Here is a 26,024-nt window from a genome sequence, read left to right as displayed (position 1 = left end):
TCCATCACTTTCTCCTCTTCACGACTGGAACGCGGCTGGCCTGCATCCTGTATCGCGCTTCCGCGTGTGGCGGATGGCCATGCGTCCGGTTCCAGAACCTACGCCCGCCGCGCTTTTTCCACGTTGGGTAGGCGGCCAGAACGCCTGCCGCGAAACCGCCCGCGTGGGCGAGGTAGGCGACGCCGCCTGATTGATCCAAACTTCCCAAGCCGCCGAAAAGTTGCAGTGCGAACCAGATGCCGAGCATCAACCACGCGGGGAAGGGGATCACCTTGAAGAAGATGATGAAGATGAACAGAACGTCCACCCGCGCCTTTGGGAAGAGCAGGAGATAGCCGCCCATGACGCCAGCAATCGCTCCCGAAGCACCGACCATAGGAACGCGGGACATCGGCGCGACCGCGTATTGCGCCAGCCCTGCCGCAATCCCGCACAGCAGGTAGAATCCGAGATAGTGCAGCGGGCCCATCTCGTCTTCGAGGTTGTCGCCAAATATCCACAAAAACAGCATGTTACCTGCAATATGCATGAAGCCGCCGTGCATGAACATCGAGGAAACAAGGGTCGTAACCCCGTCGCCCGATGACAGCCGCGCAGGGACCAATGCCCATTCGGAATAGATGCGGATCAAGGCCGCATCGTTGCCATAGGAAGGCAGCATCGCGGCGAAAACGGCGATGTTGATCGCCATGAGCACATAGGTGACGATGGCGGGGCTTCGGGAGGGATTGTGGTCGCGTATCGGGAACATTCGGTCACGTTCGCCGCAAACGCATGGAGCGTCAAGCGGATGTGTCGCACCCGCGTTCGCCTGTGTCGGCTATCCGTCTGCTATGTGTCGGACATCTGTCGGGCATTCGTCAGGCATCCCACTGCGAAACGGTCTTTTCACTCGCGCCGCCCGCGTCTATTGTCGCGCTGTTTTCGGCTGGCCCGAAAGCGCCCGCGTGGTGGAATGGTAGACACAGAGGACTTAAAATCCTTAGGCCGTATAGGCCGTGCCGGTTCGAGTCCGGCCGCGGGTACCATCATCTGATTCTCTGAAGACCGCGCCCGAAAGGGCGGATGGCTTGCGGCCCAAGCGCCCCCCGTCAGGGAGGCCGCTTGCACATTTCCAACAATCGCGGCGCGTGCCGTTCAGTCGCGCTTGCCTGCGAACTGCTCCTGCCACTCTTCGCGCTGCGCATCGGTGATCTTGCCGAAGAGGTTGTCGGGCACCGCGAAGGTGTGACCAGCGGGCAGGCGGGTGAAGGCGGCTTTGACGTCCTCGGGCCATGTGGCCGCGCCCGTTCCCATTGCCGTGGAGAGCTGTCCTGCGGCGTCGGGGATGAAGGGGGCGGAGAGGCCCGCGTAGAGCGGGATCAGGTTGAGGGCAAAACGGATTTGCATCGCTGCCGTTTCGGGATCTTCCTTAAAGGTTGCCCAAGGTGCGGCCTCTTGCAGGTATTCGTTGCCCGCCACCCAGATCGCGCGCAGCTCACCCGCTGCCTTGCGGATCTCAATTGCGTCCATGTGGTTCTGATATGCGACGACCTTCTCGGAAATCGTGGCGATAACAGCCTCTTCGCGCGCGCCGTAGTCGATGCCTGCGGGCACCTCTTCGCCGAACTTGGAACGGCAGAATTTGGTGACGCGGGAGACGAAGTTGCCCAGAACATCGGCAAGGTCTTTGTTCACCGAAGCCTGGAAGTTCTCCCATGTAAACTCTGCGTCCGAGCTTTCGGGTGCGTGGGACAGGAGCCACCAGCGCCAGTAGTCGGCGGGCAGGATCGAAAGCGCCTGATCCATGAAGACGCCACGTCCGCGCGAGGTGGAGAACTGGCCACCGTCATAGTTGAGGTAGTTGAACGACTTGATGTAGTCGACCATCTTCCACGGCTCTTTCGACCCCAGCATGGTGGCGGGGAAGGAAAGGGTGTGGAAGGGCACGTTGTCCTTGCCCATGAATTGCACATATTGAACATCGTCGGCGCCCTTGTCGGTGCGCCACCAGCGTTCCCAGTCGGCATCCGTCTTGCCATTGGCCTCGGCCCATTCCGCGCCACAGGCGATGTATTCGATGGGCGCGTCGAACCAGACGTAGAAGACTTTGCCCTCCATGCCTTCCCACGGCTCGTCGCCCTTCTGGACGGGCACGCCCCATTTGAGGTCGCGGGTGATGCCACGGTCTTGCAGACCATCGCCGTCGTTGAGCCATTTCTTCGCAATCGAGGTGGTCAGGATCGGCCAGTCGGTTTTGGAATCGATCCACTCGGAGAGGGCTTCGCGCATCTTCGATTGACGCAGGTAGAGGTGCTTGGTCTTGCGCTCCTCCAGATCGGTTGCGCCCGAAATGGTGGAATAGGGGTTGATGAGGTCGGTGGGATCAAGCTGCTTGGTACAGTTGTCACACTGGTCGCCCCGCGCGCCTTCAAACCCGCAGTTGGGGCAGGTGCCTTCGATATAGCGGTCGGGCAGGAAGCGGCCATCGGTCTTGGAATAGACCTGTGTTTCCTCGACTTCCTCGATCAGCCCCTCTTCAAAGAGGCGCTTGGCGAGGTGCTGCGTGAGCCTGTGGTTCTGCGGTGAGGAGGAGCGGCCGAAATGGTCGAAGGAGAGACGGTAGCCCGCTGCCAGTTGCGCCTGCACCGCGTGCATCTCGGTGCAGTATTCGGCAACGTCCTTGCCTGCCTTCTGTGCGGCGATCTCGGCGGGGGTGCCGTGTTCGTCGGTGGCGCACAGGAACAACACTTCGTCGCCGCGCGCGCGTCGGTAGCGCGCGTAGAGGTCGGCGGGAAGCTGTGAGCCGACGAGATTGCCGAGGTGTTTGATCCCGTTGATATAGGGCAGTGCGGAGGTGATGAGCGTGCGTGCCATGGCCGTGCGGCTCCGTGCGTTGGAATTCTGTCGCACCGTCTCTAGCGCGCCTTTGCCCAAAGGGCCAGAGGGTCAGGCGGTTTCGCGTGTCTGCGCGGGGGCGCGGGGTGCAGGGACAAGGCGCCCGCCGTGGCGGTGGAGTATCCAGTCCTTGGGCGGTGCGGTGCGGTCGCGCAGGCGTGAGAGGTGCCATCGCGGGTCTGTCTCGATCCTGTGGGCGGGTTCCAGCGACCAGCGGCTTTCGACCCCCGCTGCTCCGCCTTTGCCCGTGGTGACGATCAATCCGAGCGGGTGACACTTGCCGATCTCGCGTCCCGCCTCGGCCGCAAGGTGCAAACGCCGCACGGGCGTCAGTGGTGGCGGTTCGGGAACTTCGCAGATCACCAGCGGCACCACGCCCGAGCGCAGCGCCTCTTCCATGCACCACAGGATGTTCTCGGGCCGCGTTGGATGGACGAAGATCACGCGCCCCGGCTCCATGATATGAAACAGCCCGTCGCCGTTGATCCGTCCGGGCCACCATGCGGGCGCGATCCAGATCACATCACCCGAGGTCGCGGCGGCCACTTCGGCGGCGAGCGTATGGCGTGCCCGTCCGCAGATTTCATGCACCCGTCCGAGCGCCAGCGTCATCTCTCCCGCAAGCGTCACGGTGGGGCGGTCGCGGCGGGGCATCCCGCCTTTGGTGATCAGTTGCTGTGGCATGGTGGTAGGATACATGTTCTCTTTTTGTTCTTAAAGAGATTCGTTTCCTTCGGGGGCGAGAGGGCGGCGCAGGCTGCGGAGGCGTCCGACTCCCGCAAATGTGCAAGGCGCACCTACGCGAGGCGCGGGGTTTGCGCCCTTGTCATCTGTTGCCTGACCCATAGGATAGCGCCCGATAAAGCCACCCGCGCCAAGGACGGGTGCGCGGCAAAAGGAACGACTGCACATGCGCTACCGCAAGATCGGTAAAAGTGATCTCAACGTCTCCGAAATCTGTCTCGGCACGATGACATGGGGCACCCAGAACACCATGAAAGAGGGCCATGCCCAGATTGACCACGCCAAGGCGGCGGGGGTGAATTTCATGGATACGGCAGAGATGTACCCCGTGAACCCCGTCAGCAAGGAGACGGTTGGCGACACGGAGGCCATCATCGGGGAATATTTCGCCGAGCGCGGTGATCGTGAGGATTGGATCGTGGCGTCGAAGATCGCGGGACCGTCGGGGATTATCGGGCCGGAAGGAATCACGCCCGAGACACTGGAGACGCATCTGGACAACTCGCTGAAGCGGCTCAAGACCGATTACGTCGATCTCTACCAGTTCCACTGGCCCAATCGCGGTTCCTACCATTTCCGTCAGCACTGGAGCTATGATCCCAGCAAGCAACCGTCGAAGGAGGAGATCCTAGACGAGATGCGTGCGGTGAGTGAGAAAATGGCCGAGTTGCAAAAGGCGGGGAAGGTGCGCGAGTTCGGCACTTCTAACGAGACCGCTTGGGGCATGGCGCAATGGCTGCGCATCGCCGAGGAAACGGGCGGGCCGCGGATGCAGTCGATCCAGAACGAATATTCCCTGCTGTGCCGTCTCTATGACACCGACATGGCGGAACTGGCCAAGCATGAGGAGATCACACTTCTGGCCTATTCCTGCCTCGGCTGTGGTCTGCTGACGGGCAAATACGAGGGTGGCACCAAGATCGAAGAGGGCACGCGCCTTGCGATCAACGGCGACCTTGGCGGGCGCGTGACGCCGCAGGTCTGGCCCGCGGCCCAGGCCTATGTCGATGTCGCGGCCAAGCATGGTCTGGACCCGACCGCGATGGCGATTGCATGGACGATGACGCGGCCCTTCGACGTGATCCCGATCATCGGGGCGACCTCGGTGGAGCAGCTCCAGCACTCGCTGGATGCCGAGGATCTGACGCTTTCCGACGAGGTTCTCGCCGATATTGCCAAGGCCTACCGCCTCCACGCCTTGCCTTTCTGAGGAGGGCGCGTAACGTGCCATTCCAGAAGCGCCCGCGAGAGCGGGCGCGTGAAAGACAGGGGAGGCCACTATGAACCGACTGCGCCTTGCCGCCGTGCTTTGTGCGACGGTCTTGCTGACCGCATGTCAGACCGAACCCGAGGGCAGCAACTTTATTCTCGGCCCCGGTGCCGCGGAAAGCGACCCGTCCAATATCACCAAGGCCCAAGCCGCCTGCGAGGCGCGCGGAGGGGAGTGGAGAGAGGCTGGTCATGCGGGGTTGTTGGCCTGTTTCACCACGCCGCGTGACGCGGGCAAGACCTGTGAACGCTCCACTGATTGCGAGACCGAATGCCTCGCACGCTCACATTCCTGCGCGCCGATCAAGCCGCTAATCGGGTGCAATGACGTGCTCGACAGTTCTGGACGTATGGTGACGCTGTGCCTCGATTGACCCGCACGCGGCCCATGCTGGCAATGGCGGCGGTTATGATGCTGTCGGCCTGCCTTGGCGGTGCGCCCGAGGCAACGGGAACGCGGGATGCCTCCGTGCCGATGTCCTCGCTGGCCGCCTTCGATGCCAAGGCCTTCGCAGGGCGCTGGTACGAGGTGGAGACCTACCTGCCTGCAGGTGCGAGTTGCGTGATCGGGGCCGTGACCTTCTCGCCGCAAAAGAGTGGCGACATGACCGTGACCGAAGGCCCCTGCGCCGATGGTGCGCCGCAGCGCGGATTTGCCCGCCGCATCGGGCCAGGGCGGTTCGACTTCCAAGGCCGTGAGCTATGGGTGCTCTGGGTCGATCAGGAGTATGAGGTGGCGGTGCTCGCCACGCCTGAGGGCCGCGCCCATATCCTGTCGCGGCGTCTGGAGATCAGGGACGACAAACGCGCGGCGGCGCGGGAGATACTGGCGTGGAACGGTTTCGACATCGCCCGCCTCTCACCTGCACGACGCCGATAAGACAAGAAAGACGCTTAGGGAGGAAACATCATGCGCATTCTGTTTACAGGCGGTTCGGGCAAGGCAGGGCGGCACGTGGTTCCCTACCTGCTCGGCAAGGGCCACAGGGTCGTGAACGCCGACCTTGTGCCGCTCGATTGCGAGGGTGTGGACAACCTGACGGTCGATATCACCGACAGCGGTCAGGTCTTTAACGCGCTGACATCCTACGCCAATTTCGACGAGTTGGAGCCGGGAACGGGCGTGCCGAAATTCGACGCGGTGGTGCATTTCGCCGCCGTGCCGCGCATCCTGCTGCGCCCTGACAACGAGACCTACCGCGTCAACACGATGGGCACCTACAACGTGCTGGAAGCGGCGGTGAAGCTCGGTATTCCCAAGGTGATCTTCGCCTCATCGGAAACCACCTATGGCGTCTGTTTCGCCGATGGCGAGCGCAAGCCCGAGTATCTGCCTGTGGATGAGGAGCATCCCGTTGTTCCCGAGGACAGCTATGCCATGTCGAAGGTTGTCAACGAGGTCACGGCGAAATCCTTCCATCAGCGGTCTGGCATCGACATCTACGGTATCCGCATCAACAACGTGATCGAGCCGCATGAATATGCCGAGAACTTCCCTGCCTATTTCGCCAACCCCGACATGCGGCGGCGCAATATCTTTGCCTATATCGACGCACGCGACCTTGGCCAGATGGTCGATCTGATGTTGCACAAGGACGGTTTGGGATTCGAGATTTTCAACGCCTCGAACGACAACCATTCGGTCAACCTCACCACGCAGGAGATCATCGACCGCTATTATCAGGGCGTTCCTGTCAAACGTGCGTTGGAGGGCGAGGAGACCGTCTATTCCAACGAAAAAGCCAAGCGTTTACTGGGCTTTTCGCCCGTTCATAACTGGCGCGATGTGCTCGACGGGTAGCGGGCGGCGCGGCCCCTTCCGCACGATCACGAAGCGTTATGGGGGATGTGCAAAAATTTGACTAGGAGGTCAGGGCTGTTCGCGGCTATAGGCTCGTCATGAGCAGCCAAATGACATACTCCGAACACGTCCGTGCCGTGACCGCACTGGCCCTGCCTTTGGCGGCAAGCCAGTTGGCGAGCTTTGCTGTCCATATGACCGATGTCATCATGATGGGGTGGTATGGTCTCGACGAGCTGGCCGCACTGGTTCTCGGGTCGGGCTTCTGGTTTATCACCTTCATCTTCCTTGCGGGGTTCGCATTCGCGGTCATGCCGCTGGTGGCCAAGGCCGCAGGCGAGGGCGACACCACGATGGTGCGCCGCTCCACGCGCATGGCGATCTGGCTGTCGATCATTGCCGCTGTCGTGGTCTATCCGCTCTTCGGCTTTTCCGGACGGGTGCTTGTGGCACTGGGACAGAAAGAGGAACTGGCGGCGCTGGCGCGGCCCTATCTGGCCGTGACGGGGATCGAGATGCTGCCTGCGCTGGTCGTGGCTGTTTTCCGCTCTTATTTCTCCGCATTGGAGCGTACGCGGGTGGTTCTGGTGGGGACTATTCTGGCTGTCGCCTTGAACTTTTTCCTCAACTATGTGTTCATCTTCGGCAACTTCGGTGCGCCCGAACTGGGCATCGTCGGGGCGGGGATTGCGTCGCTTTTGGTGAACATCGCTCTTGTGGCGGGGTTCGCGGTTTATGCCGCTTGGGCAACGCCCGAAAACGACCTGTTCCGCAATGTGCTCAAACCCGATTGGGACATGTTCAAACGGGTGTTCAAGATGGGTGTGCCGATTGGTCTGACCGCTCTGGCCGAGGTTGGTTTGTTCAACGCGGCGGCGCTGATGATGGGGTGGATTTCCACAGTGGCGCTGGCTGCGCATGGTGTGGCGCTGCAACTCTCGGCAATCGCTTTCATGCTCCAGATCGGCCTGTCACAGGCGGGCACGATCCGTGTGGGCAACGCCTATGGTCGCCACGACGAGGACGAATTGCGCCGCAGTGCAGTGGTGGTTACAGTGATGTCTCTGGTGGTGGCGGCGATGACGTTTGCGGTCTTCCTGCTTTACTCCAAGCCATTGATCGGACTGTTTATTGCGCCCGACGAGCCTGCGCGTGACATGGTGCTGGCAACGGGTGCGGGCTTCATGCTCTTTGCCGCTTTGTTCCAGTTCTCCGACGGGGGACAGGTCACGGCACTGTCGCTTCTGCGCGGGGTGCAGGATACCACGGTGCCCATGTGGTATGCGGGTGTGTCCTACTGGCTCATCGGCCTGCCTGCCGCCTATGTCGCGGGGTTCGTGATGGACTTCGGTGGCAAGGGTATTTGGTTCGGCCTGCTCGTGGGCCTCTCCTCGGCATGGGTGATGATGGGGCTGCGTTTCTGGCTGAACAAGTCGCGGATCGGGCCGAAACCTGCGACGTCTGACGCGGCCTGACGCGCCCCGCGCGAAAGCCACCAACCCGTCCAAAATTCCCTGTCGGATATCTGTCGGCTATGTGTCGGACATCTGTCGGACCCCATCGGGCGTTGCATTTACCCGCGCGTCATACCTGTCGAGATTGATTGATCCGCGCGTGCGCACCGCAAGCGGGGAGCCTTCGCCCCCGTGTCGCGCTACGGTCTTTTTGTGAGCCGATCCGCCTTCTTGCGCACCAATACCGTGCGCAGGTCGTGCATCGCCAACAGGAGATCGTCGGTCACATGCTCCAACTGCTCGTCGGTAGCGCGGGTCTGCGCCCAATGGGCGGTGAGGTTGAGATGGTCCACCGCGCGGTGAATGTCGTCGATGTCACGCTCGGCAAGAATCTCCCTGCGCGCCTCCATCCACTCGCGGATCACACGGATATCCTCGTCGCTCAACTCGCGCTGACCATGCGGCTTGATCTCGCCATTGCGGATGTTGAGCGAGGCGATCTGGTCCATCTCGATCCGCCGCTGGCGGTTCGAGGTGTCCACGCGGAAGACAAAGGCGCCGTTCTCGCGGACGCGGAAGTAATATTCTGGAAGCTCGGAACTCATGCCAATGGTCTCCCGTTCTCAGCCACGCGCCACGGTGCGCCGCTTGGGCCGCTCTGGGTGGTGCGTGCTGTCATCCATGCTGTCATTTCAGCCCCGCGCAGAAGGTCTGGATGCGGGTGCAGGCCTCTTTGAGCGCCTCGTCCGAGGTCGCATAGGAGACGCGGAAGTTCGGTGACAGGCCGAAGGCCGCGCCAAAGACCACGGCGACCCCATGCTCTTCGAGAAGCGCGGTGCAGAACTCCTCGTCATTGGTGATCTTCGCTCCGCCTGCGGAGGTTTTCCCGATGCAGCCCGAAATGTCGGGATAGACGTAGAAAGCCCCTTCGGGCATGGGGCAGGTGATGCCCTCGGCGGCATTGAGCATTTCGACCACCATATTGCGGCGGCGCACGAAAATCTCGTTGTTGGCGGCGATATAGTCCTGCGGCCCGTTGAGCGCCTCGACGGCGGCATATTGCGAGATGGAACAGGGGTTGGAGGTGGACTGGCTCTGGATCTTGCGCATGGCGCCGATCAATTCGACAGGCCCTGCCGCATAGCCGATCCGCCAGCCCGTCATCGCATAGGCCTTGGACACGCCGTTGATCGTCAGGGTGCGGTCGTAGAGTTTCGGTTCGACTTCAGCGGGGGTGCAGAATTGGAACCCGTCGAAGGCGAGATGCTCATACATATCGTCGGTCATCACCCAGACATGCGGGTGGCGTAGCAGAACATCGGTGAGTGCCTTCAATTCATCGCGCGAATAGCCCGCGCCCGTGGGGTTGGAGGGGGAGTTGAAGATCAGCCATTTGGTCTTGGGCGTGATCGCGGCCTCAAGCTGCTCTGGCGTCAGTTTGAAGTCGTTTTCGAGCGTCGCCGCCACGGGGACAGGCGTGCCGCCCGCAAGCAGCACCATGTCGGGGTAGGAGACCCAATAGGGCGCGGGGATCACCACCTCGTCGCCCTCATTGAGCGTCGCCATGAGCGCATTATAGAGAATCTGTTTGCCGCCTGTGCCGACCGAGACCTGCGCGGGGGTGTAGTCCAGCCCGTTGTCGCGTTTGAACTTGGCGCAGATCGCCTCTTTCAACTCGGGGATACCGTCAACGGCGGTGTATTTCGTCTTGCCTTCCTCAATGGCGCGAATGCCCGCCGCCTTGATATTCTCGGGCGTGTCGAAGTCGGGTTCGCCCGCGCCCAGACCGATCACATCCTTGCCTGCTTCCTTCAACTCGCGCGCCTTGTTGGTCACGGCGATGGTCGGCGAAGGTTTGACGCGAGACAGTGTGTCGGAGAGAAAGGGCATATGCGGCTCCTGTGGTTGCAAGCATCGCCTTGATAGACCGCTTTTCGCTCGCGTGCAAAGGCCGCACTTGCGCCGCCCGCGTGGCGGGTGCAAAAAGCGGCGACCACAAAGGAGACCACCCATGTCCGAGACCCATGAACACCGCCTCAAAAGGATCAATATCCGCGCATGGCGTCGCGGGATCAAAGAGATGGACCTGTTGATCGGTGGCTATGCCGATGCAAATCTGGCGTCGATGAGCGAGGCGGAGCTTGATGCTTTCGAGGCGCTGATGGATGAGAACGATCAGGATTTGCTGGCTTGGGCCACAGGACAGCAGGACGCGCCCGCCGATCTCAAGCCCACGCTCGACAAGGTTGTTGCCTTCGCCGATCCCGAGTTGTGGTTGAAAAAGTAACGCGCGTTTTCGGCCCTGCGCGCCTTTGCGAACCGCCCACCTGTTGCATTTGCAGAAAATTCGGGCGGTTTAACTTTATCTTGGTGAATTGGCGTCACAGTCGTTCCTGCAATGATTTCGCGGAGTGACATATGAGCGTCCATCCCATGATTCCCAATCCGAACGACACGGCATTCATGTCGCAGTATCTGGAGGCCCTTTCTCTTGTGGAGCGCCTGCATCGGCTTCTTCTTGACGTGATCAAGGACGAGTTCGAGCGGGTCGGTGTGCTGGAGATCAATGCCGTTCAGGCCCTGCTTCTTTTCAATGTCGGGGATAACGAAGTGACCGCGGGCGAGTTGAAATCGCGCGGCTACTATCAGGGATCGAACGTGTCCTATAATCTCAAGAAGTTGGTGGATATGGGATACATGCACCATCAGCGCTGCGAGATCGACCGTCGCTCGGTGCGTGTGCGGTTGACCGAGAAGGGGCGGCATGTCTGCGATACGGTGGCCAATCTCTTCTCGCGTCATGCGGAAGGGTTGCAGGGCAAGAATGTGATTTCTTCGGAAGGAATCGAGGAGATCAACACCGCGCTGCGCCGGGTCGAGCGGTATTGGTCCGATCAGATACGCTATATTTACTAGGGTATCCTTGTTGTCGGCGGCCGACCCTATCAGTCGCCCGCCAACAGTCGTTTGTGTCCGCGCCGCCGTCAGGCGCGGCTCATCTTACCAGTGGCCTGTGTTCTCCATTGAGGCCCAAGGCTCGGCAGGGGGGAGCGCATCGCCCTCTTGCAGCAACTCGATCGAGATATTGTCAGGCGAGCGCACAAAGGCCATATGCCCGTCGCGCGGTGGGCGGTTGATGGTCACGCCATTGTCCATAAGGTGCTGGCACAGCTCGTAGATATTGGGGCAGCTATAGGCCAGATGCCCGAAATGGCGGCTGTCGGAGGGCAGGCCGTCGTCGCCGTCCCAGTTGTAGGTCAGCTCGACGGGGCATTCTTCCTGCCCTTCGGGGGCCATGAAGATCAGCGAGAAACGTCCCGCCTCATTGTCGATCCGCTTGGTCTCTTTCAGGCCGAGCAGGGCGTAAAACGCCATCGACGCCTCAAGATCCTTGACCCGAACCATCGTGTGCAAATATCGCATGTGTCCTCCAGTTTTCTGTCAGTCTTGTCTGCTATTGGCCGAAAGATAGCACGCATCCACGTCCCCGCCACCCGCCCTTATGCGCGGCCCCTATGCGAAAACAATCGCGAAGGCGTGAGCGGTTCAGGGCGCGTAGGTCAGAAGGTGGATTTAATCCCGAGGCCGATGGAGGATGTGCGCGTGTCGAAGCGCGAGATGTTGGACCATGTCTTGCCAAAATCCATCCGCACTTCGGGTGCGAAACCGTAGAAGGAATGCTCGACCAGCGTAAAACGCGCCGAAAGATAGAGCGATTTGTCGGTTCTGTCGGTGGCAACGAGGAAGGGATAGACCTCGTAATGGCTCATCTCCGCGCCAAGCGTAAAGCTCGCCTTCGTGCCTAAAACGGGCTTTCCTAGCTCAAGCGACGTGGACAGGCCGAGGCTGTCACGCGCTTTTGACGGGTCGTCGGAAAACACTCGCTCGACATAAGCCGCATTGCGGAAAACGCCGATGTCACGCGCCAGTTTTGCGTGTTCAACACTGTATTGAAGGCTGCGTGCGGGCGCGCGGGTGGCCTCCGTGGGGCGCTCGTAGCGTGCGGTCAGACCATGGCGGAAGGTCGCGCCGCTCTTGAGCTTGTGGTGATCGGTGAGCGTGAGGCTCGCGGTGTCGGCATAAGGCGCGTGGGCCGAATAGATCCGCCCCGCGCCGAGGCTCCACGTCAGGCCGTGGCGCGCGTTGAGCGTTGTGCTGCCTCCGAAGACAAGCTCCACGGTGTCAGTGTCGTAGTCCGAACCCTTCGCGCTGGGCGCGCTGGCCTTGGCCTCTGACGAAAGGACGACGCGGGTGCTGCTTAGTTTGATGCCGAGCGAATAATCGGTGCCCGCGTCCCCGTCCCATGTGTAGCTGGCGCTGCCCGAGAGCGAGGCGCGATAGCCCGAAAGCGCCTGTGAGGTCGGGCTGACCGAGAGGTCGAAGGGCAGGGTGATGCCATCGACGACATAGCGTGACCCTTGCGCACCGTTATTGACGTTCGAGGAGGGCGCGACGTTGAAAGACAGTTGCGTGCGCCACGGATCGGCTTGGCGCACCTGATTGAAATTGCGAATGATATTCTGCTTCGCCAGCGGGCTCTTGGCGGTGTTCATCGCGCGGCGCAGCCAGAATTTCGACTGGAAGTTCCGACCGTTGCGATAGGCCTCATGTGCCGCCAGCCGTGCGATGCGGGTGCGTTCGGCGTCCGATGTGGCCTCGCGCCATGCCGCCCGCGCACTGGGCAGAACCTCGTCGGTGCGGCCCAATTGGCGCAAAGCATCGGTGCGGATCAGGTGGGCGTCATAGACATTGGGGCGCGTGGCAAGCAGCCCCTCAACGAGATCAAGCGCCACCTGCGCCCGCCCCGCAGCCAGTTCACGCGCGGCGAGGTCGAGGAGTTGCGACTGGGTCAGTTCCAGCGGTGCAGGCGCGGATTGCGCGGTGGCAGCCAAAGGCGCCCCCATAAGGCAAAACGCAAGCCCGATCCCATGGAGAATGCGGCGTGGCGCAGGCATCAGGGATTGCGGTCGAGGATAAATCCGCCCGTCTCGACGACGGAACCATTGGTGGCCTCATCATACTCCATGACGACCGTGCCGACCGCGACTTCAGCGTCGTCGCCAGCCAACATGCCTTGGATCGTAGCGTTGCCCGTCACTGTGCCTGTAATCTCTATGTCATTCGCATCAGCCTGAAACTCGCCCTGTGCATCGAGTGCGCCGTTTTCCGCAAACACTCCAATTGGATCGAGAGAACCGATCGGGTCACCGTTTATATCGAACACCTGACGGTCGGAAATCACATAGCGGATCGCCCCCGCGCTATTGAGCTCTTCAAAGTCGATTTCGAGCTCCATGAAGCCCGAGACATAGTCGAGCATGTCGGTGTCGTGGAACGTGCGCACGGCGGCGTAATCACCCGTCCATTTGCCCTGATTGGCGGTGGCCATGACAACACCACCCGTCCGTCCGTAGACGAACCCTTCCAAAGGGATGGAGTCGGAAGACTGGTCGCCCCCCACAATGGTGACATAGACGCGGTCGTCGCCCACGTTTTTCGACTGGTGGAGGGCGATATAGTAGAATTGGTCAATCGTGCTGCCGCCAACGGGGTCCGTTTGCGTCGACTCGGCGTTCTCATAGAGGAAAAATTTACCGTTCTGCCCCGCCGTGCCTGTATTGCTTCCTGAGGTCAGCCGCACATAGCTGTCATCGCCGTCGAAAGGCATGCCCTCGATGGTCAACGTGTCGCCATTGTCACGCACGGTCACGCTGTCTTCGCTGAGGAAGTAGTCCGCCGCAGGGTCGGTGCTCGCCGCATGCAGGCGCACGATGGCACCATCCGCACTGACGTCTTCGGCCTCGGTGCCACGCAGTCCACTAACAGCCGTATAATCATCGCCATCCCCTCCCGAACCACTCCCGTCGAGGCCAACGGATGTTCCAGGGCCGCTACAGGCGGCGAGGGCGGGGAGGAGGAGGGCGGAAATGGTCAAACGGGTAATGGACATCGTGGCCTCTTGGCGGGTTGGTGCGCCCGCGTTCACGGATATCTTCCCGCTGTGCAAGGGCGTCAAATGCTCGAATTGCACCATTGGTTCCAAAGTGGGGGGGCGCTGTCAATAATGTGAACGCTTCAAGGCTCATAATTCCGTGCGCCCGTGTGCTGCGTGCCGCGGTTGGGGAGTGATTTGGCTTATCTAGCGGGTGAATATGGCTCGCAGGGCAGATATGGTGGGCCGTGATTCGTCCCTGCATCGCGCCATTCATGCACCGTGGATCGGCCTCAGTCGCATTTGCGGCTGCGCCAAGTGGGGACCAAACGGGGGAAGGGCCGACAGCCAAATGCAGCAATATCTCAACCAGCTACGCACCATTCTCGACCAAGGCGTCGAGACCACGGACCGCACGGGCACAGGCACGATTTCCTATTTCGGGATGCAGGCGCGCTATTCGCTTGCCGACGGTTTCCCGCTTGTGACGACAAAGAAGCTGCACTTGCGTTCGATCATCCACGAGCTTTTGTGGTTTCTGTCAGGGGACACCAACATCCGTTACCTGCGCGACAACAAGGTGACTATCTGGGACGAATGGGCCGACGAGAACGGCGATCTCGGCCCCGTCTACGGGCGTCAGTGGCGCAAGTGGCCAGGTGGCGAGCGCGGCACGATTGACCAAATCGAAGAGTTGCTCAAGGCGATCAAGGCCACGCCCGACAGTCGCCGCCTCATTGTCTCGGCATGGAATCCCGCCGATGTGCCCGATATGGCGCTGCCGCCGTGTCATACGCTGTGGCAGGTGAAAATTCTCGGGCGGAAGATGCATCTGCAACTCTACCAGCGTTCGGCGGATATGTTCCTCGGCGTGCCGTTCAACATCGCCTCCTATGCGCTTCTGCTGAAGATGCTGGCGCAGGTGACGGGCTATGAGGCGGGGGAGTTCGTGCATTCCATCGGGGACGCGCATATCTACTCCAACCATCTCGATCAGGTGCATGAGCAACTCTCGCGCAGCCCCAAGCCGCTGCCGCAGGTGCATCTCAATCCTGATGTGACGGACCTTTTCGACTTCACCTATGACGACATAGAGGTGCGCGACTACGATCCCGATCCCGCGATCCGCGCGCCCGTGGCCGTGTGAGGCTGGTATGATTACGCTTATCGTCGCCCGCGATCGCAACGGAGCCATTGGCAAGGACAATGACATCCCGTGGCATATTCCGCAGGATCTCGCCTTTTTCATGCGCGAGACGCTGGGCGGGGCGGTGATCATGGGGCGCAATACGTGGGACAGCCTGCCCGCCGCCGTGCGTCCGTTGAAGAACCGCCTGAATATCGTGGTTTCGTCAAAAGGCGTGGATCACGAGCATGTCTTTGCGACGCTGGAGGATGCGATGGCGTTTGCCCGTGCGCAGGGGCAGGCGCGGATTTACGGCATGGGTGGCGCGGGGATTTATGCCGCGATGCTGCCCGTGGCCGACCGTTTGCTGATCACCGAGGTGGATACGGTGGTGGAAGGGGCAGATACGCATTTCCCCGAGTTCGATGACGCGCAATGGCGCGAGGCGGGACGGTTGGAGCTTGCGGGGGCGGAGCCTACCGCGTTCGTGGTGGAATGGTTGCGGGTGTAGTCAATCCGCGCTGATTGGGCGGATTGTTCGTACCTCCGCAACAATGCCAGCGCGCGCGTTTACCTTGTTTGACGCTGGAACGCCTTGCGGCCTATGCTGTGGATAACGCGAATTCGGTTGGTATGTCAGGAGTGTCGCCCATGTTCAAAACCGCTCTCACCGTCGCAGGTCTGACCCTGCTCGCCGCCCCAGCACTCGCGGGCGGAACCCAGCCCGCGCAGCATGGCGTGGAGCTTTTTGCCTATGAGGCCAATGTGGCAAACTACTGTCCCGCAGGCACGCAGCCCGTCCGTTACAACGGTGTGGTCTGTTGCGGCACGCCGACGGCGACGGGCTATGTCGATGCGCCCGTCACGCGCCGCTATGTAGCGAATGCGCCTGTCTACGCGCCCGAGAGAATCCCGATGGGCAAGTCGCCCGACAGCTGGGACGGCTCCTGAACCCTAGCCCGCGTGGGTCTCGATTTCCGACAGAAGAAACTTGGCAAAGGCTTGGCCAAGCTCGGCATGGGCTTCGGCTCCGAAATGGACGCCGTCGACGGGTGAGCAGGCGATCACCTGGCCCGCATCGAAAAACGCCACGTCGCGGGCTTCCGCTTGTTTGCGCAGGGCTTCGGTGAACTGTTCTGCCTTGGCACCAGACCCTGCAAACTCCTCGCTGAGAACCCCCGCTTCGAAGGGTGGGGGTGGGGCGATGAGGAAGGGCTCGAACCCGCCGTGGCGCTTTTGCATCTCGTCGGAGAGCGCGATGTCGAGAAGCGTGCCTGCACCCTCGGCCACCTCATCGGGGCTCAGGCCGAAATGCGCCTTGAGATCGTTGGTGCCGAGCATGATCGCCAGCGCATCAATCGGCCCGTGGCTTTCGAGCGCGATGAACATGCCGATCCGCCCGTCCATATGCGGCCCCATCACGGGGCAGGGGCGGGCGGTCGTGCGTCCGGGAAGGCCCTCTTCGACCAGATCCCAACCAAGCGCGCGGGCAGCGTGGATCGGCCAGCGCAGATCAAAGCGCTCAATGGGCGCGTCTTGATCGGTGAGCGGCGCGGCGCCGTAGGTGTTGCTGTCGCCGTAGCAGAGCAGTCGGGGCATGACGGTCACTTTCTTCGATGGTTCGGAAGGGCAGTTGCGCGGGGCGCAAGATACAAAAACGGCCCCCAATTTAGCGTTGGGAGCCGTTCGGATGCAAGTCTGTTGGGCGTCTTAGAGCGCCTTGAGATCGCCTGCGGAGGCGCGTCCGTCGCGGCCTTCGATCAGTTCGTATTCAATTTTCATATTGTCCGCGAGGCCCGTCATCCCCGCGCGTTCGACCGCGGAGATGTGCACGAACACATCCTTGCCGCCATCATCGGGTGCAATAAACCCGTAGCCTTTAGTGGTGTTGAACCATTTCACGGTGCCCGTCGGCATTTCCGTTCTCCTTCTTCAGTCTTCCGCCGCCAACGTGCGACGGGTCCGGTGCAGCCAGGCTTCCAAGGTCTCCAGCTGCCCCTTGGGAAAAGGAGCACGTCGTTCCAGAAAGGTAGCAGTCACGCCGTCAGTTTGAATCGATCCGTTGCTAAAACAAGTGACAATTTACTAAAACGGGCAATGTTAGCGCTCTCACGCTTGGATGCGGGGGCGAAATCGGCGAATTTATGCGCGAAAATCCGTGCGAGAGGGGGCGACATGACGCGCGTTTATGGGATCAAGACCTGCGACACCTGCCGCAAGGCGGTGAAGGCACTGGGGGCAGATTTGCGCGATGTGCGCGCTGAGCCGCTTTCAAGCGAGGAAATCACGCGCTTTGTCGGGGCCTTCGGAGCGGCGCTGGTCAATACCCGCTCAACCACGTGGCGCGGGTTGGACGAGGCGGAACGCAGCCTTGATCCCTCCGCCCTGATTGCCGCCCATCCCACGGTGATGAAGCGCCCCGTGATCGAGCGCGACGGGCAGCTCTACCTCGGTTGGGGCAAGGATGTTCAGGCGGCTTTGGGCGTCGCCTGACCCCGCCGCTTCAACAGTCCGTCGAGGGAAAAGGCCCCCGCGCCGAAGCCTACAAGCGTGAGGAAGAGCAGCACCCAGAAGGCCCGCTGGTCGAGGATCAGCGCGTCTGAGGCGCGGTCGAACCATGCGCCGATGGTGGTCGTATCGGCATGGTGGCCGATGATGTCGGTGAGCGACTGCACGAGGGTGAAGCCGATCATGCCAAGCGCGGCGAGGCGGGTGAACAGGCCCACCACGATCAGCAGAGGCAGGACGTATTCGGCATAGGCTCCGCCCATCACTACGAGCCAGTGAAACGCGCCGAATTGCGACACGTCATAGCCTGCCGCCTCCATCTGGCGCGGGAATATCTGGGCATAGGCGCCGAGCGAGGGAGTGAGCAGACCGTCGAGCTTCGTCGCCGCTGATCCCCAGAAGTAGCGCAGCAGGACGCCAGCAAAGACGAGGCGTGCAAGCAGCGGGAGGAGCGCAGGCGCGGTGCGGTCGAGCGCCTGTGTGGCGCGGCCGTAGGGGGCGAGCAATCGGGCAAGCATTTAGAAATCCTCCAAAGCAATGATGGCGCCGCCCGACAGAAGGGCTGCGATGAAATCGGACAGGTCGAGCGCGGCGGGGGCCAGTTCCAGCGCCGTGCCAAGGGAGCGGCCTGCGGTGAGCGCATCAATGATCGCCGCCGTGCCGGAGGGGAAGGCCGTTACCGTCGGGTCGAAAGCGGGGCGCATGACAAGCACATCTTCCGCCCCGCCCGTGGGCTTCGGTCCGCCAAGGGCTGCGGCTTGGATCTGACTCACGGGGAAGGGCGAGCGCAGCACGTGTAGAGCAGGGGCCAGTGTGACGCTGCGGGTGAAGGCGAGCGGGTCGCGGAGTTTTTCGGCCTCCACGGGTGCTGCATCGGCGGCGTGGTAGGCGGCGCGCAGGGCATATTCGAGCCGCGCAACATCCGCGAGATAGGGCAGCGATTTGGCGGGTTCGAACCCGTCGAGAAAATCGGCAAAACTCTCGCCATAGGCAGGCATGAGCGGCGAGCGCGGCGGGTGGGCGCGCACGTAATTCCCTGCCATAGCGTCGAAAAACTCCGCGCCGACAAGGGAGCGCACAGCGGGAAAACCCGTGGCCAGCGCGTCTTTGAGCCCGACGACGATATTATTGCGATAGACGTTGAAGCGCTTGACCGTGGGGTGTCCGTCCGCGCCCGTTAGGCCCTGCGGCACGGGGGCCGTGGGGTCGAGGGCGGCGGCGACGAAGGCCTCTTGTGTCAGGGTACTACTCATGCGGAGAGGCTCTCGCGCGGGGCGGTGTGCTTGGCGAGCGTATCGGCGGCGCGTTGCGCCTCGGACGCTAGCGCGGACCATTCGGGCACATCATTGTCCCATTCGATCAGCGTGGGCTTCGCGCCGCCGACCGTCAATGTGTGCGCATAGAGTGTCCAGACGGGATCGGCCACCTCGCGCCCATGGCTGTCGATGAGCAGCGGCGCACCGTGGTCATCCTCGTCCTCGTCATGGCCGCCAAGATGGATCTCGCCTACGGCCTCATGGGGGAAGGCGTCGATATAGGCGCGCGGATCGAGGTCGAGATTGGTGCCGGAAACAAAGACGTTGTTGACGTCGAGCAGCAATCCGCAGCCCGTGCGCGAAACCACTTCTTTCAGGAAATCGACCTCGCCGTAGGTGCTCTCGGAAAAGGCCAGATAGGAGGACGGGTTTTCGAGCAGCATCCGCCGCCCAAGGGCCTCCTGCACCGCGTCGACATGGGCGCAAACCCGCGCCAGTGTCGCCGCCGTATAGGGCAGGGGAAGCAGGTCGTTGAAATAGGCCGAGCTGCCAGGAATGTCATGGGTGGACCACGCCAGATGTTCGGAGAAAGAGGCGGGGTTCAGCCATGACACGAGGTGTTTGAGGCGGGCGAGATGGTCGGGGTCAAGCGGCCCTTCGCCGCCGATGGACAGGCCGACGCCATGCACAGAAACAGGCATCCGCTCGGCCAGCGCGCGAAGTTGCGCAATGGGACGTCCGCCCGCACCCATGTAGTTTTCGGCATGGACTTCGAGCCATTCGACGGGCGCGGGATCGCGGATGATCTCGGCGAAGTGCTGCGCCTTGTAGCCAACACCTGTGGCGGCGGGAAGGGACGGGGACATGGCGAATGCTCGCTTGTTGCTCGTGGACGGAGGTGCTCGACGCGCCGCAGGGTAGCACGGCGCGTCGAAACGGAGCGTATCTTAGGCGGGAATGTCGCGGTCGAGGGCTTCAAGCGAGCCTGCGCGTGCCGTGCCGTCAGCCATGGCAGGCAGTTCGATGTCCATACAGGTGCCAGCAGGCACGAGGGTCCATGCGTTGCCTTGGTAGTCGACGGACGAGGTGCCCGCGCAAGTCGTGCCAGGGCCAGCCGCACAATCGTTCTCGCCAGCGAGAGAAACGCCGAAGCACTTCTCTTGTTCCTGAGCGGCGGCAGTGTTGGTGTGCGCGGTCAGTGCAGCGGCAGCAGCGGCGGCGATGGTGAGTGTCTTGGTGTAGTTGGACATGTGTGTCTCCCTTAGGGTCATGCGTTTGTCCGCAGTGATGCGGTGGAGGCAAGATGACGGGTTAAGGCGATCACAGGCCACTCACGAGGGTGTGTGCGCACGCGCCTGTCAGCCCCTGTAACAAACGGTTTTGTGAGTTGCGCGGCGTAAATAATGCGAAAAAGCGCCCCGATATCGGGACGCTTTTCCAATGGTTGCAATGCTTTGAGGGATTATTTCAAGTCGGGAGGAAGCGCCTCATCCTTGAGCGTTGCCACGATCTCGTCGAGCGTGACGACAGAGGTTTGCTTCTCGCCAAGGCGGCGAACTGAAACAGTTTTCTCCTCCACCTCGCGTGCGCCAACCGCCAGTATGACGGGGACTTTACCCAAAGAGTGCTCGCGAACCTTGTAGTTGATCTTCTCGTTGCGGATGTCGGCCTCGGCCCGCACGCCTGCCGCCTTGAGCGCGGCGACGACTTCATGCACGTAATCGTCGGCGTCGGAGATGATGGAAGCCACGACAACCTGACGCGGTGCGAGCCAGAAGGGCAGCTTGCCCGCGTGTTCCTCAATCAGAATGCCGATGAACCGTTCGAAAGAGCCGAGCGTTGCACGGTGCAACATGACGGGACGGTGCTTGTCCCCGTCCGCGCCGATATAGGTCGCGTCCAGACGTTCGGGCAGGTTGCTGTCCACTTGAAGCGTGCCGCATTGCCAGTTGCGCCCGATGGCATCGGTGAGGGTGAATTCGAGTTTCGGGCCGTAGAAGGCACCTTCGCCCTCAAGGATCTCGTAGTCATATCCTGCCGCGTGGCAGGCATCGCCCAGAGATTTCTCCAGCTTGTCCCACGTCTCGTCGCTGCCGATCCGCTGTTCGGGGCGGGTGGACAGTTTGATCGTCCAGTTGTGGAAGCCCAGATCGTCATAGACCTTCGCGAGGAAGGAGATGAATTTCTTCGTCTCGGACTCGATCTGGTCCTCGGCGCAGAAAATATGCCCGTCATCCTGTGTAAAGCCGCGCACACGCATGATGCCATGCAGCGCGCCCGAAGGCTCGTAACGGTTGCACGAGCCGAATTCGGCCATGCGCAGCGGCAGGTCGCGGTAGGATTTGAGGCCTTGGTTGAACACTTGCACGTGGCAGGGGCAGTTCATCGGCTTGAGCGCGTTGATCGCCTTTTCTCGGGCGTGATCCTCGTCCACTTCGACGATGAACATGTTCTCTTGATACTTGTCCCAGTGGCCCGAGGCTTCCCAGAGTTTGCGGTCCACGACCTGCGGGGTGTTCACCTCGACATAGCCGTCGCGCTCCTGCATCCGACGCATGTAGTCTTGCAACGTCGTGTAGATGCGCCAGCCGTTCGGGTGCCAGAAAATCTGACCAGGGGCCTCTTCCTGCATGTGGAAGAGGTCCATCTCGCGGCCCAGCTTGCGGTGGTCGCGTTTGGCCGCTTCCTCCAACATGGTTAGATGCGCCTTGAGTGCCTTGGGGTCTTTGAAGCCCACGCCGTAAATCCGTTGCAACATGGCGTTGTTGCTGTCGCCGCGCCAGTAGGCGCCCGCAACGGACATCAGTTTGAAACTGTTGTTGGGCACTTGGCCAGTGTTCTGCAAATGCGGGCCGCGGCACAGGTCTTGCCAGTCGCCGTGCCAATACATGCGGATCGGCTGCCCGTCGTCGGGGATCGCGTTGACCAGCTCGACCTTATAGTTCTCGCCCGTCTTCTCGTAATGCGCGATGGCATCGGCGCGGCTCCACACTTCGGTGCGCACGGCATCGCGGGCGTTGATGATCTCTTTCATCTTCGCCTCGATTGCGCCGAGGTCTTCGGGCGTAAACGGCTCTTCGCGGTCGAAGTCGTAATACCAGCCGTCTTTGATGACGGGGCCGATGGTCACTTTGACATCGGGCCAAAGCTCTTGCACCGCGCGGGCCATGATATGTGCGAGGTCATGGCGGATCAGTTCAAGCGCCTGCTCATCATCCTGCATGGTGTGGATGGCGATGGAGGCATCTTCTTCGATCGGCCATTGAAGATCCCAATGCGCACCGTTCACGGTCGCGGAGATGGCTTTCTTGCCCAGCGATTTGGAAATAGAGGCGGCGACTTCGGCGGCGGTAACGCCAGCGTCGAATTCACGCGAATTGCCATCGGGAAATGTCAGGGAAACGGAAGGGGTATCAAGGGCCATATCGGCTCTCCTCGTCGGTTTGGCGCCCACGGAACGCCCGGTTGCGGGTAAGTATGTGTGCTGCTTTTTCTTCCCAGCGGGAGGGTTTGTCAACGCCTCTCGGGCGCTTCGGTCAACTCGATGAGGTTTCCAAAGGGGTCGGTGATGAAGATGCGTTCCTTGCCCGCGATCTGCACATCGGGCTCGTAGAACTCCACTTCGTGCTTGGTCAGATAGGTGCGCCATTCCTGTGCGCTGCCCACGTCCAGCGCGAAATGCGCGCGTCCATCGGGGGTCGGTTCGCCCTTCATCACGTGCAATTGGTTGCCACATCCCAGATCAAGCCAAAGCACCGACCCCTTCAGCCCATCGGGCAGGGGCAGGGGCGACAGGCCGAGGATCACGCCGTAGAACTCAAGCGCATAGTCGAGGTTCGGCGCGAGCACGGCGACGTGGTGAAACCCGTTCACCAATGGGGGTGTGCAGCAATCCATGGCCTCGGTTTTCCCCGATTGCAGACCCGTTGCCAAGCCCGCGCGGGCAAGCTACCCAGTGTGCGGAAATGGCGGTGCGACACAGGCGCGCCCCTTTGAATATAGCACGGGAGGCCTCTCATGACCGACTTTCTCAACTGCGACAACGGACGCCGCATCGCCTACAACCGCATTGATGGAAAAGGGGTCGGTATCGTCTTTCTAGGCGGTTTCATGTCCGACATGGAGGGCACGAAAGCGGTGGCTCTGGAGGACTGGGCGCGCGCGCAGGGGCGGCCGTTCCTGCGGTTCGACTACTCGGGGCACGGGCAAAGCAGCGGCGCATTCGCTGACGGGTGCATCGGGGATTGGGCCGAGGATGCGCAGGCCGCGATCACGGAACTCACCGAGGGGCCACAAATCCTGATCGGCTCCTCCATGGGCGGCTGGATTTCGCTACTGATGTGCAAGCGGATGCCGCAGCGTGTGGCGGGGCTCGTCGGCATTGCCGCCGCGCCAGACTTCACCGAGGACCGTTTCTGGGCGGGGTTCTCGCAGGACCAGCGCGACGAGTTGACAGAAAAGGGCGTGACCTATGTGCCATCGGGCTACGAGGAGCCCTATGCGATATCCCGCCGCCTCATCGAGGACGGGCGCGAGAACCTTGTGCTGCGCGAGGCTTTGCCGCTGCCATTCCCTGTGCGTCTGCTGCAAGGGACCGAGGATGGATCGGTGACGCGCGAGGTGGCTTTGCGGTTGCTTGATCATATCGAGGGTGAGGATGTCTCGCTGACCTTCGTGCGCCACGCGGATCACTCCTTCTCCACGCCAGCTTGTCTCGAACGGGTGCAAAACGCGGTGTTGGAGATTGATGCCGCAATTGGGTGACTTGCCCTTTTCGCACAAATTATCGCGAAAATTGCACGTATCTGCGGCTCAAATTGCACATATTCGACAAATCTTGCATCGGCAGATCGCGCAACGCTTGACCCGTATGCGCGGCGCGTCATTGTGAAGCCAACAACAGTCGAAAAGACGAATGGTGAGGCAGATGAGCGAAGCACTGGTGCTTCTTCCCGGCTTTTTGGCCGACGGGCGGGTTTATGCGGATGTTATCGCGGGGCTGTCCCGCAAGCGCGCGGTCATGGTCGCGCCGCTTGTGGGGACATCGGTGGCCCAAATGGCCGAGCAGGTGCTGGCCTATGCGCCGCCGCGTTTCGCGCTTGGCGGTCACGATCTTGGGGCCGCCGTGGCCTCCGAAATCCTCTCCCGCGCGCCCGAACGTGTGAGCCGTATCGCGCTGATCTGCGCCAATGCTCAGGCCGAAATGCCGCAAGTTGCCGCCGCGCGCGAACCGCGCATGGTCAAGGTGCGGGCGGGGCGGATGGGGGATGTGCTGTTTGAGGACATGCCGACGGGTGCGCTGGCCGAAGGGCCGCTGCGCAACCAGATCCGCGATTACTGGATCGACATGGCGCTGGAGGCGGGGCCAGAGACCTATCTCAACCATTGCCGCGCCGTGCAGCGCCGCCCTGATTTCCAAGGCACCCTGCGCCGCGCGAAGATCCCCGCGCTTGTGATCGGCGGCAGGTATGACACGCTCTGTCCGCTGCGCAGGCAGGAATTCATCGCCGAACTGATGCCGCGGGCGGAATTGCACGTCATTGAAAACGCAGGGCATTTGCCGATGCTGGAGGCGCCCGAAACGGTGAGCCGCGTAATTGGCGATTGGCTTGATGTCTCCGCGCCGCTGGTCCTGACCTGAGCGCTCCGAAACTCCCATGACCAAAGAAAAGGCCCGCGAGATGATCGCGGGCCGTGTCGTTTTTTCGGGTGCCGTAACGCGCCCTCTCGTCAGGCTGCGCCTGCGCGGGTTGCCTTGCCGCTGCCTGACTTGGTGGCCGTCTTCTTGCCACCCACAACGCGCGGGCCAGAATTCTGGTCAATGAAATCCAGCACCAGCGGGCGGATGTTGTTGCGCCAGCTGCGCCCTGCGAAAATCCCGTAGTGACCCGCCCCAGGTTCGACATGCGATGCCTTCTTGCTGTCGTCGAGCCCTGTGCAAAGATCGAGCGCGGCGACACATTGCCCTGGCGCGGAAATGTCGTCCTTCTCGCCTTCGACCGTTTTGACCGCGACATCGGTGATCGCACCGATATCCACCTGTTTGCCAGCCACGGTAAAGCAGTTGCGCGCGACTTCGCGCCCTTTGAAAATGCGCTCCACGGTGGAGAGGTAGAATTCGGCGGTCATGTCCATGACGGCGAGATATTCGTCGTAGAATTTGTTGTGCTTGTCGTGCTCGGAAGCCTCGCCCTTGGCCGTGCGGGTGATCTGGTCGGAGAAGGCCTTCATGTGGTTTTCAGCGTTCATCGCGACGAAGGAGCTGAGCTGCAACAGGCCAGGGTAGACCTTGCGACCCACGCCTGCGTATTTCATGCCGACACGCTGGATCATGCTTTGCTCAAGCTGTCCCATTGTGACGCGGTTGCCGAAATCAGTGACTTCGGTGGGTGTCGCGTCGGGGTCGATCGGACCGCCGATGAGGGTGAGCGAGCGGGGCTGTGCGGCAGGTTCTTCGCCTGCGAGATAGGCGGTCGCTGCAAGCGCCAGCGGGGCAGGTTGGCAGACCGCGATCACATGGGTTTGCGGTCCCATATGCTTCAGGAAATCAACGAGGTAGAGGGTGTAATCCTCGACGTCGAACTTGCCTTCGGACACGGGAATGTCGCGCGCATTGTGCCAGTCGGTGATATAGACTTCGCAATCGGGCAGGAGCGACACCACGGTAGAGCGCAGAAGCGTGGCGTAGTGGCCTGACATCGGTGCGACGAGCAGAACCTTGCGCGGCTGTTCCGCGCGGCCCTGCACTTTGAAGTGGATTAGATCGCCGAATGGGCGGGAAATCGCTTGAACGATTTCGACGAGGTGGTCGCGACCATCCTCACCGACAACGGATTGAATGTTCCAGTCGGGTTTGACGACCATGCGCGAAAAGGCGCGCTCGGTGACTTCGCCCCATGCGGCAAGCCATTGGAACCCGGGGTGAGGCGCGAAGGAGACCGCAGGGTAGGACCCCAGTGCCTGAGCCGTCGCGCCCATCCACTGGTTGGTGTTTCGAATTGTCTCCATGAGGTCGTAAGTCGCCATAAAACGCATGCGTTTCTCCAAGCTCTCGGGT

The 26,024-nt window shown here is 61.5% G+C and carries 30 protein-coding genes and 2 tRNA genes; 14 read left to right on the top strand and 18 right to left on the bottom strand.

Annotated features, from left to right (window positions below):
- Nucleotides 1–4 precede the first annotated feature (4 nt).
- Complete coding sequence (locus ACN0SC_RS02455) at nucleotides 5–751, bottom strand: rhomboid family intramembrane serine protease (RefSeq protein WP_417248080.1); 747 nt, start codon at nucleotides 749–751, stop codon at nucleotides 5–7.
- A gap of 190 nt (nucleotides 752–941) precedes the next feature.
- Between ACN0SC_RS02455 and ACN0SC_RS02450 the strand changes: the two genes are divergently transcribed.
- Nucleotides 942–1,028: transfer RNA gene (locus ACN0SC_RS02450), tRNA-Leu, on the top strand.
- Between the two features lie 109 nt (nucleotides 1,029–1,137).
- Here the strand turns inward: ACN0SC_RS02450 and metG are convergent.
- Both metG and ACN0SC_RS02440 read right to left on the bottom strand, forming a co-directional pair.
- Nucleotides 1,138–2,856 (bottom strand): methionine--tRNA ligase, encoded by a 1,719-nt coding sequence (gene metG / locus ACN0SC_RS02445; protein ID WP_417248079.1) that lies wholly within the window; start codon nucleotides 2,854–2,856, stop codon nucleotides 1,138–1,140.
- 72 nt (nucleotides 2,857–2,928) lie between these two features.
- Nucleotides 2,929–3,576, bottom strand: a complete 648-nt coding sequence (locus tag ACN0SC_RS02440; protein WP_417248078.1) for an ImuA family protein — start codon at nucleotides 3,574–3,576, stop codon at nucleotides 2,929–2,931.
- A gap of 211 nt (nucleotides 3,577–3,787) precedes the next feature.
- On the opposite strand from ACN0SC_RS02440, the gene ACN0SC_RS02435 reads away from it, so the two are divergent.
- The 5 genes from ACN0SC_RS02435 (at nucleotide 3,788) to ACN0SC_RS02415 (ending at nucleotide 8,166) form a co-directional block, all read left to right on the top strand.
- Nucleotides 3,788–4,831, top strand: a complete 1,044-nt coding sequence (locus ACN0SC_RS02435) for an aldo/keto reductase (protein WP_417248077.1) — start codon at nucleotides 3,788–3,790, stop codon at nucleotides 4,829–4,831.
- A gap of 70 nt (nucleotides 4,832–4,901) precedes the next feature.
- Nucleotides 4,902–5,264, top strand: coding sequence for a hypothetical protein (locus ACN0SC_RS02430; protein ID WP_417248076.1), 363 nt, complete (start codon nucleotides 4,902–4,904; stop codon nucleotides 5,262–5,264).
- On the top strand, nucleotides 5,252–5,770 hold the full coding sequence (locus ACN0SC_RS02425) for a lipocalin family protein (RefSeq protein ID WP_417248075.1): 519 nt from the start codon (nucleotides 5,252–5,254) through the stop codon (nucleotides 5,768–5,770). The genes ACN0SC_RS02430 and ACN0SC_RS02425 overlap by 13 nt, the downstream gene beginning before the upstream one ends.
- Nucleotides 5,771–5,800: 30 nt before the next feature.
- Nucleotides 5,801–6,691 (top strand): NAD-dependent epimerase/dehydratase family protein, encoded by an 891-nt coding sequence (locus ACN0SC_RS02420; protein WP_417248074.1) that lies wholly within the window; start codon nucleotides 5,801–5,803, stop codon nucleotides 6,689–6,691.
- Nucleotides 6,692–6,801: 110 nt separating this feature from the next.
- Nucleotides 6,802–8,166: an MATE family efflux transporter gene (locus ACN0SC_RS02415; protein ID WP_417248073.1), complete on the top strand. Its 1,365-nt coding sequence runs from the start codon at nucleotides 6,802–6,804 to the stop codon at nucleotides 8,164–8,166.
- 179 nt (nucleotides 8,167–8,345) lie between these two features.
- Here ACN0SC_RS02415 and ACN0SC_RS02410 read toward each other — a convergent pair whose 3' ends face one another.
- On the bottom strand, nucleotides 8,346–8,750 hold the full coding sequence (locus ACN0SC_RS02410) for a hypothetical protein (protein ID WP_417248072.1): 405 nt from the start codon (nucleotides 8,748–8,750) through the stop codon (nucleotides 8,346–8,348).
- Between the two features lie 82 nt (nucleotides 8,751–8,832).
- Nucleotides 8,833–10,035: a pyridoxal phosphate-dependent aminotransferase gene (locus ACN0SC_RS02405; protein ID WP_417248071.1), complete on the bottom strand. Its 1,203-nt coding sequence runs from the start codon at nucleotides 10,033–10,035 to the stop codon at nucleotides 8,833–8,835.
- A gap of 121 nt (nucleotides 10,036–10,156) precedes the next feature.
- Here ACN0SC_RS02405 and ACN0SC_RS02400 point away from each other — a divergent pair, with 121 nt between their 5' ends.
- On the top strand, nucleotides 10,157–10,432 hold the full coding sequence (locus ACN0SC_RS02400; protein WP_417248070.1) for a succinate dehydrogenase assembly factor 2: 276 nt from the start codon (nucleotides 10,157–10,159) through the stop codon (nucleotides 10,430–10,432).
- Between the two features lie 131 nt (nucleotides 10,433–10,563).
- Nucleotides 10,564–11,061 (top strand): MarR family winged helix-turn-helix transcriptional regulator, encoded by a 498-nt coding sequence (locus ACN0SC_RS02395; protein ID WP_417248069.1) that lies wholly within the window; start codon nucleotides 10,564–10,566, stop codon nucleotides 11,059–11,061.
- A gap of 84 nt (nucleotides 11,062–11,145) precedes the next feature.
- Here the strand turns inward: ACN0SC_RS02395 and ACN0SC_RS02390 are convergent, their stop codons facing one another.
- From ACN0SC_RS02390 to ACN0SC_RS02380, 3 genes are all read right to left on the bottom strand, one after another.
- Nucleotides 11,146–11,568, bottom strand: a complete 423-nt coding sequence (locus tag ACN0SC_RS02390; protein WP_417248068.1) for a VOC family protein — start codon at nucleotides 11,566–11,568, stop codon at nucleotides 11,146–11,148.
- Between the two features lie 137 nt (nucleotides 11,569–11,705).
- Nucleotides 11,706–13,037, bottom strand: coding sequence for a hypothetical protein (locus ACN0SC_RS02385; RefSeq protein ID WP_417248067.1), 1,332 nt, complete (start codon nucleotides 13,035–13,037; stop codon nucleotides 11,706–11,708).
- A 62-nt stretch (nucleotides 13,038–13,099) separates the two neighbouring features.
- Complete coding sequence (locus ACN0SC_RS02380) at nucleotides 13,100–14,095, bottom strand: hypothetical protein (RefSeq protein ID WP_417248066.1); 996 nt, start codon at nucleotides 14,093–14,095, stop codon at nucleotides 13,100–13,102.
- Nucleotides 14,096–14,429: 334 nt separating this feature from the next.
- Here ACN0SC_RS02380 and ACN0SC_RS02375 point away from each other — a divergent pair, with 334 nt between their 5' ends.
- The 3 genes from ACN0SC_RS02375 to ACN0SC_RS02365 all read left to right on the top strand — a co-directional run bounded on the left by ACN0SC_RS02375 (nucleotide 14,430) and on the right by ACN0SC_RS02365 (nucleotide 16,154).
- The gene (locus ACN0SC_RS02375) at nucleotides 14,430–15,224 is read left to right on the top strand and encodes a thymidylate synthase (protein ID WP_417248065.1); all 795 of its coding nucleotides are present in this window, start codon (nucleotides 14,430–14,432) and stop codon (nucleotides 15,222–15,224) included.
- Nucleotides 15,225–15,231: 7 nt separating this feature from the next.
- The gene (locus ACN0SC_RS02370; RefSeq protein ID WP_417248064.1) at nucleotides 15,232–15,714 is read left to right on the top strand and encodes a dihydrofolate reductase; all 483 of its coding nucleotides are present in this window, start codon (nucleotides 15,232–15,234) and stop codon (nucleotides 15,712–15,714) included.
- Between the two features lie 140 nt (nucleotides 15,715–15,854).
- Complete coding sequence (locus tag ACN0SC_RS02365; protein WP_417248063.1) at nucleotides 15,855–16,154, top strand: hypothetical protein; 300 nt, start codon at nucleotides 15,855–15,857, stop codon at nucleotides 16,152–16,154.
- 3 nt (nucleotides 16,155–16,157) lie between these two features.
- Here ACN0SC_RS02365 and ACN0SC_RS02360 read toward each other — a convergent pair whose 3' ends face one another.
- From ACN0SC_RS02360 to ACN0SC_RS02350, 3 genes are all read right to left on the bottom strand, one after another.
- The gene (locus tag ACN0SC_RS02360; protein WP_417248062.1) at nucleotides 16,158–16,445 is read right to left on the bottom strand and encodes a hypothetical protein; all 288 of its coding nucleotides are present in this window, start codon (nucleotides 16,443–16,445) and stop codon (nucleotides 16,158–16,160) included.
- Nucleotides 16,406–16,499, bottom strand: a tRNA-OTHER gene (locus ACN0SC_RS02355). The genes ACN0SC_RS02360 and ACN0SC_RS02355 overlap by 40 nt, the downstream gene beginning before the upstream one ends.
- Nucleotides 16,500–16,913: 414 nt before the next feature.
- Nucleotides 16,914–17,120, bottom strand: a complete 207-nt coding sequence (locus tag ACN0SC_RS02350) for a cold-shock protein (RefSeq protein ID WP_417248061.1) — start codon at nucleotides 17,118–17,120, stop codon at nucleotides 16,914–16,916.
- A 258-nt stretch (nucleotides 17,121–17,378) separates the two neighbouring features.
- On the opposite strand from ACN0SC_RS02350, the gene ACN0SC_RS02345 reads away from it, so the two are divergent.
- On the top strand, nucleotides 17,379–17,696 hold the full coding sequence (locus ACN0SC_RS02345) for an arsenate reductase family protein (RefSeq protein ID WP_417248060.1): 318 nt from the start codon (nucleotides 17,379–17,381) through the stop codon (nucleotides 17,694–17,696).
- Here the strand turns inward: ACN0SC_RS02345 and ACN0SC_RS02340 are convergent.
- The 6 genes from ACN0SC_RS02340 to ACN0SC_RS02315 all read right to left on the bottom strand — a co-directional run bounded on the left by ACN0SC_RS02340 (nucleotide 17,672) and on the right by ACN0SC_RS02315 (nucleotide 22,864).
- Entirely contained in the window at nucleotides 17,672–18,229 is a 558-nt protein-coding gene (locus tag ACN0SC_RS02340) for a DoxX family protein (RefSeq protein WP_417248059.1), read from the bottom strand. The two genes, ACN0SC_RS02345 and ACN0SC_RS02340, sit on opposite strands and share 25 nt — an antisense overlap.
- A complete protein-coding gene (locus ACN0SC_RS02335) occupies nucleotides 18,230–18,964 on the bottom strand; it encodes a putative DNA-binding domain-containing protein (RefSeq protein WP_417248058.1) in 735 nt (244 codons plus the stop codon). It lies immediately after the preceding gene.
- Nucleotides 18,961–19,833 (bottom strand): DUF692 domain-containing protein, encoded by an 873-nt coding sequence (locus ACN0SC_RS02330; RefSeq protein WP_417248057.1) that lies wholly within the window; start codon nucleotides 19,831–19,833, stop codon nucleotides 18,961–18,963. The genes ACN0SC_RS02335 and ACN0SC_RS02330 overlap by 4 nt, the downstream gene beginning before the upstream one ends.
- 81 nt (nucleotides 19,834–19,914) lie before the next feature.
- Nucleotides 19,915–20,217, bottom strand: a complete 303-nt coding sequence (locus ACN0SC_RS02325; RefSeq protein WP_417248056.1) for a DUF2282 domain-containing protein — start codon at nucleotides 20,215–20,217, stop codon at nucleotides 19,915–19,917.
- Between the two features lie 212 nt (nucleotides 20,218–20,429).
- Nucleotides 20,430–22,391 (bottom strand): threonine--tRNA ligase, encoded by a 1,962-nt coding sequence (gene thrS / locus ACN0SC_RS02320; protein WP_417248055.1) that lies wholly within the window; start codon nucleotides 22,389–22,391, stop codon nucleotides 20,430–20,432.
- A gap of 89 nt (nucleotides 22,392–22,480) precedes the next feature.
- Entirely contained in the window at nucleotides 22,481–22,864 is a 384-nt protein-coding gene (locus ACN0SC_RS02315; RefSeq protein ID WP_417248054.1) for a VOC family protein, read from the bottom strand.
- 120 nt (nucleotides 22,865–22,984) lie between these two features.
- Between ACN0SC_RS02315 and ACN0SC_RS02310 the strand changes: the two genes are divergently transcribed.
- Together ACN0SC_RS02310 and ACN0SC_RS02305 are read left to right on the top strand one after the other, a co-directional pair.
- Nucleotides 22,985–23,731, top strand: a complete 747-nt coding sequence (locus ACN0SC_RS02310; RefSeq protein WP_417248053.1) for an alpha/beta hydrolase — start codon at nucleotides 22,985–22,987, stop codon at nucleotides 23,729–23,731.
- Between the two features lie 163 nt (nucleotides 23,732–23,894).
- Nucleotides 23,895–24,608, top strand: a complete 714-nt coding sequence (locus tag ACN0SC_RS02305) for an alpha/beta fold hydrolase (protein WP_417248052.1) — start codon at nucleotides 23,895–23,897, stop codon at nucleotides 24,606–24,608.
- Nucleotides 24,609–24,697: 89 nt separating this feature from the next.
- On the opposite strand, the gene phaZ is transcribed toward ACN0SC_RS02305, so the two are convergent.
- Nucleotides 24,698–26,002: a polyhydroxyalkanoate depolymerase gene (gene phaZ, locus ACN0SC_RS02300; RefSeq protein WP_417248051.1), complete on the bottom strand. Its 1,305-nt coding sequence runs from the start codon at nucleotides 26,000–26,002 to the stop codon at nucleotides 24,698–24,700.
- Nucleotides 26,003–26,024 lie beyond the last annotated feature (22 nt).

The organism is Celeribacter sp. (assembly GCF_048261515.1).
In the GTDB taxonomy this organism is placed as follows: domain Bacteria; phylum Pseudomonadota; class Alphaproteobacteria; order Rhodobacterales; family Rhodobacteraceae; genus Celeribacter.
Note: the sequence above shows the minus strand (reverse complement) of the source record. Positions and strands in the feature narration are given on the sequence as shown.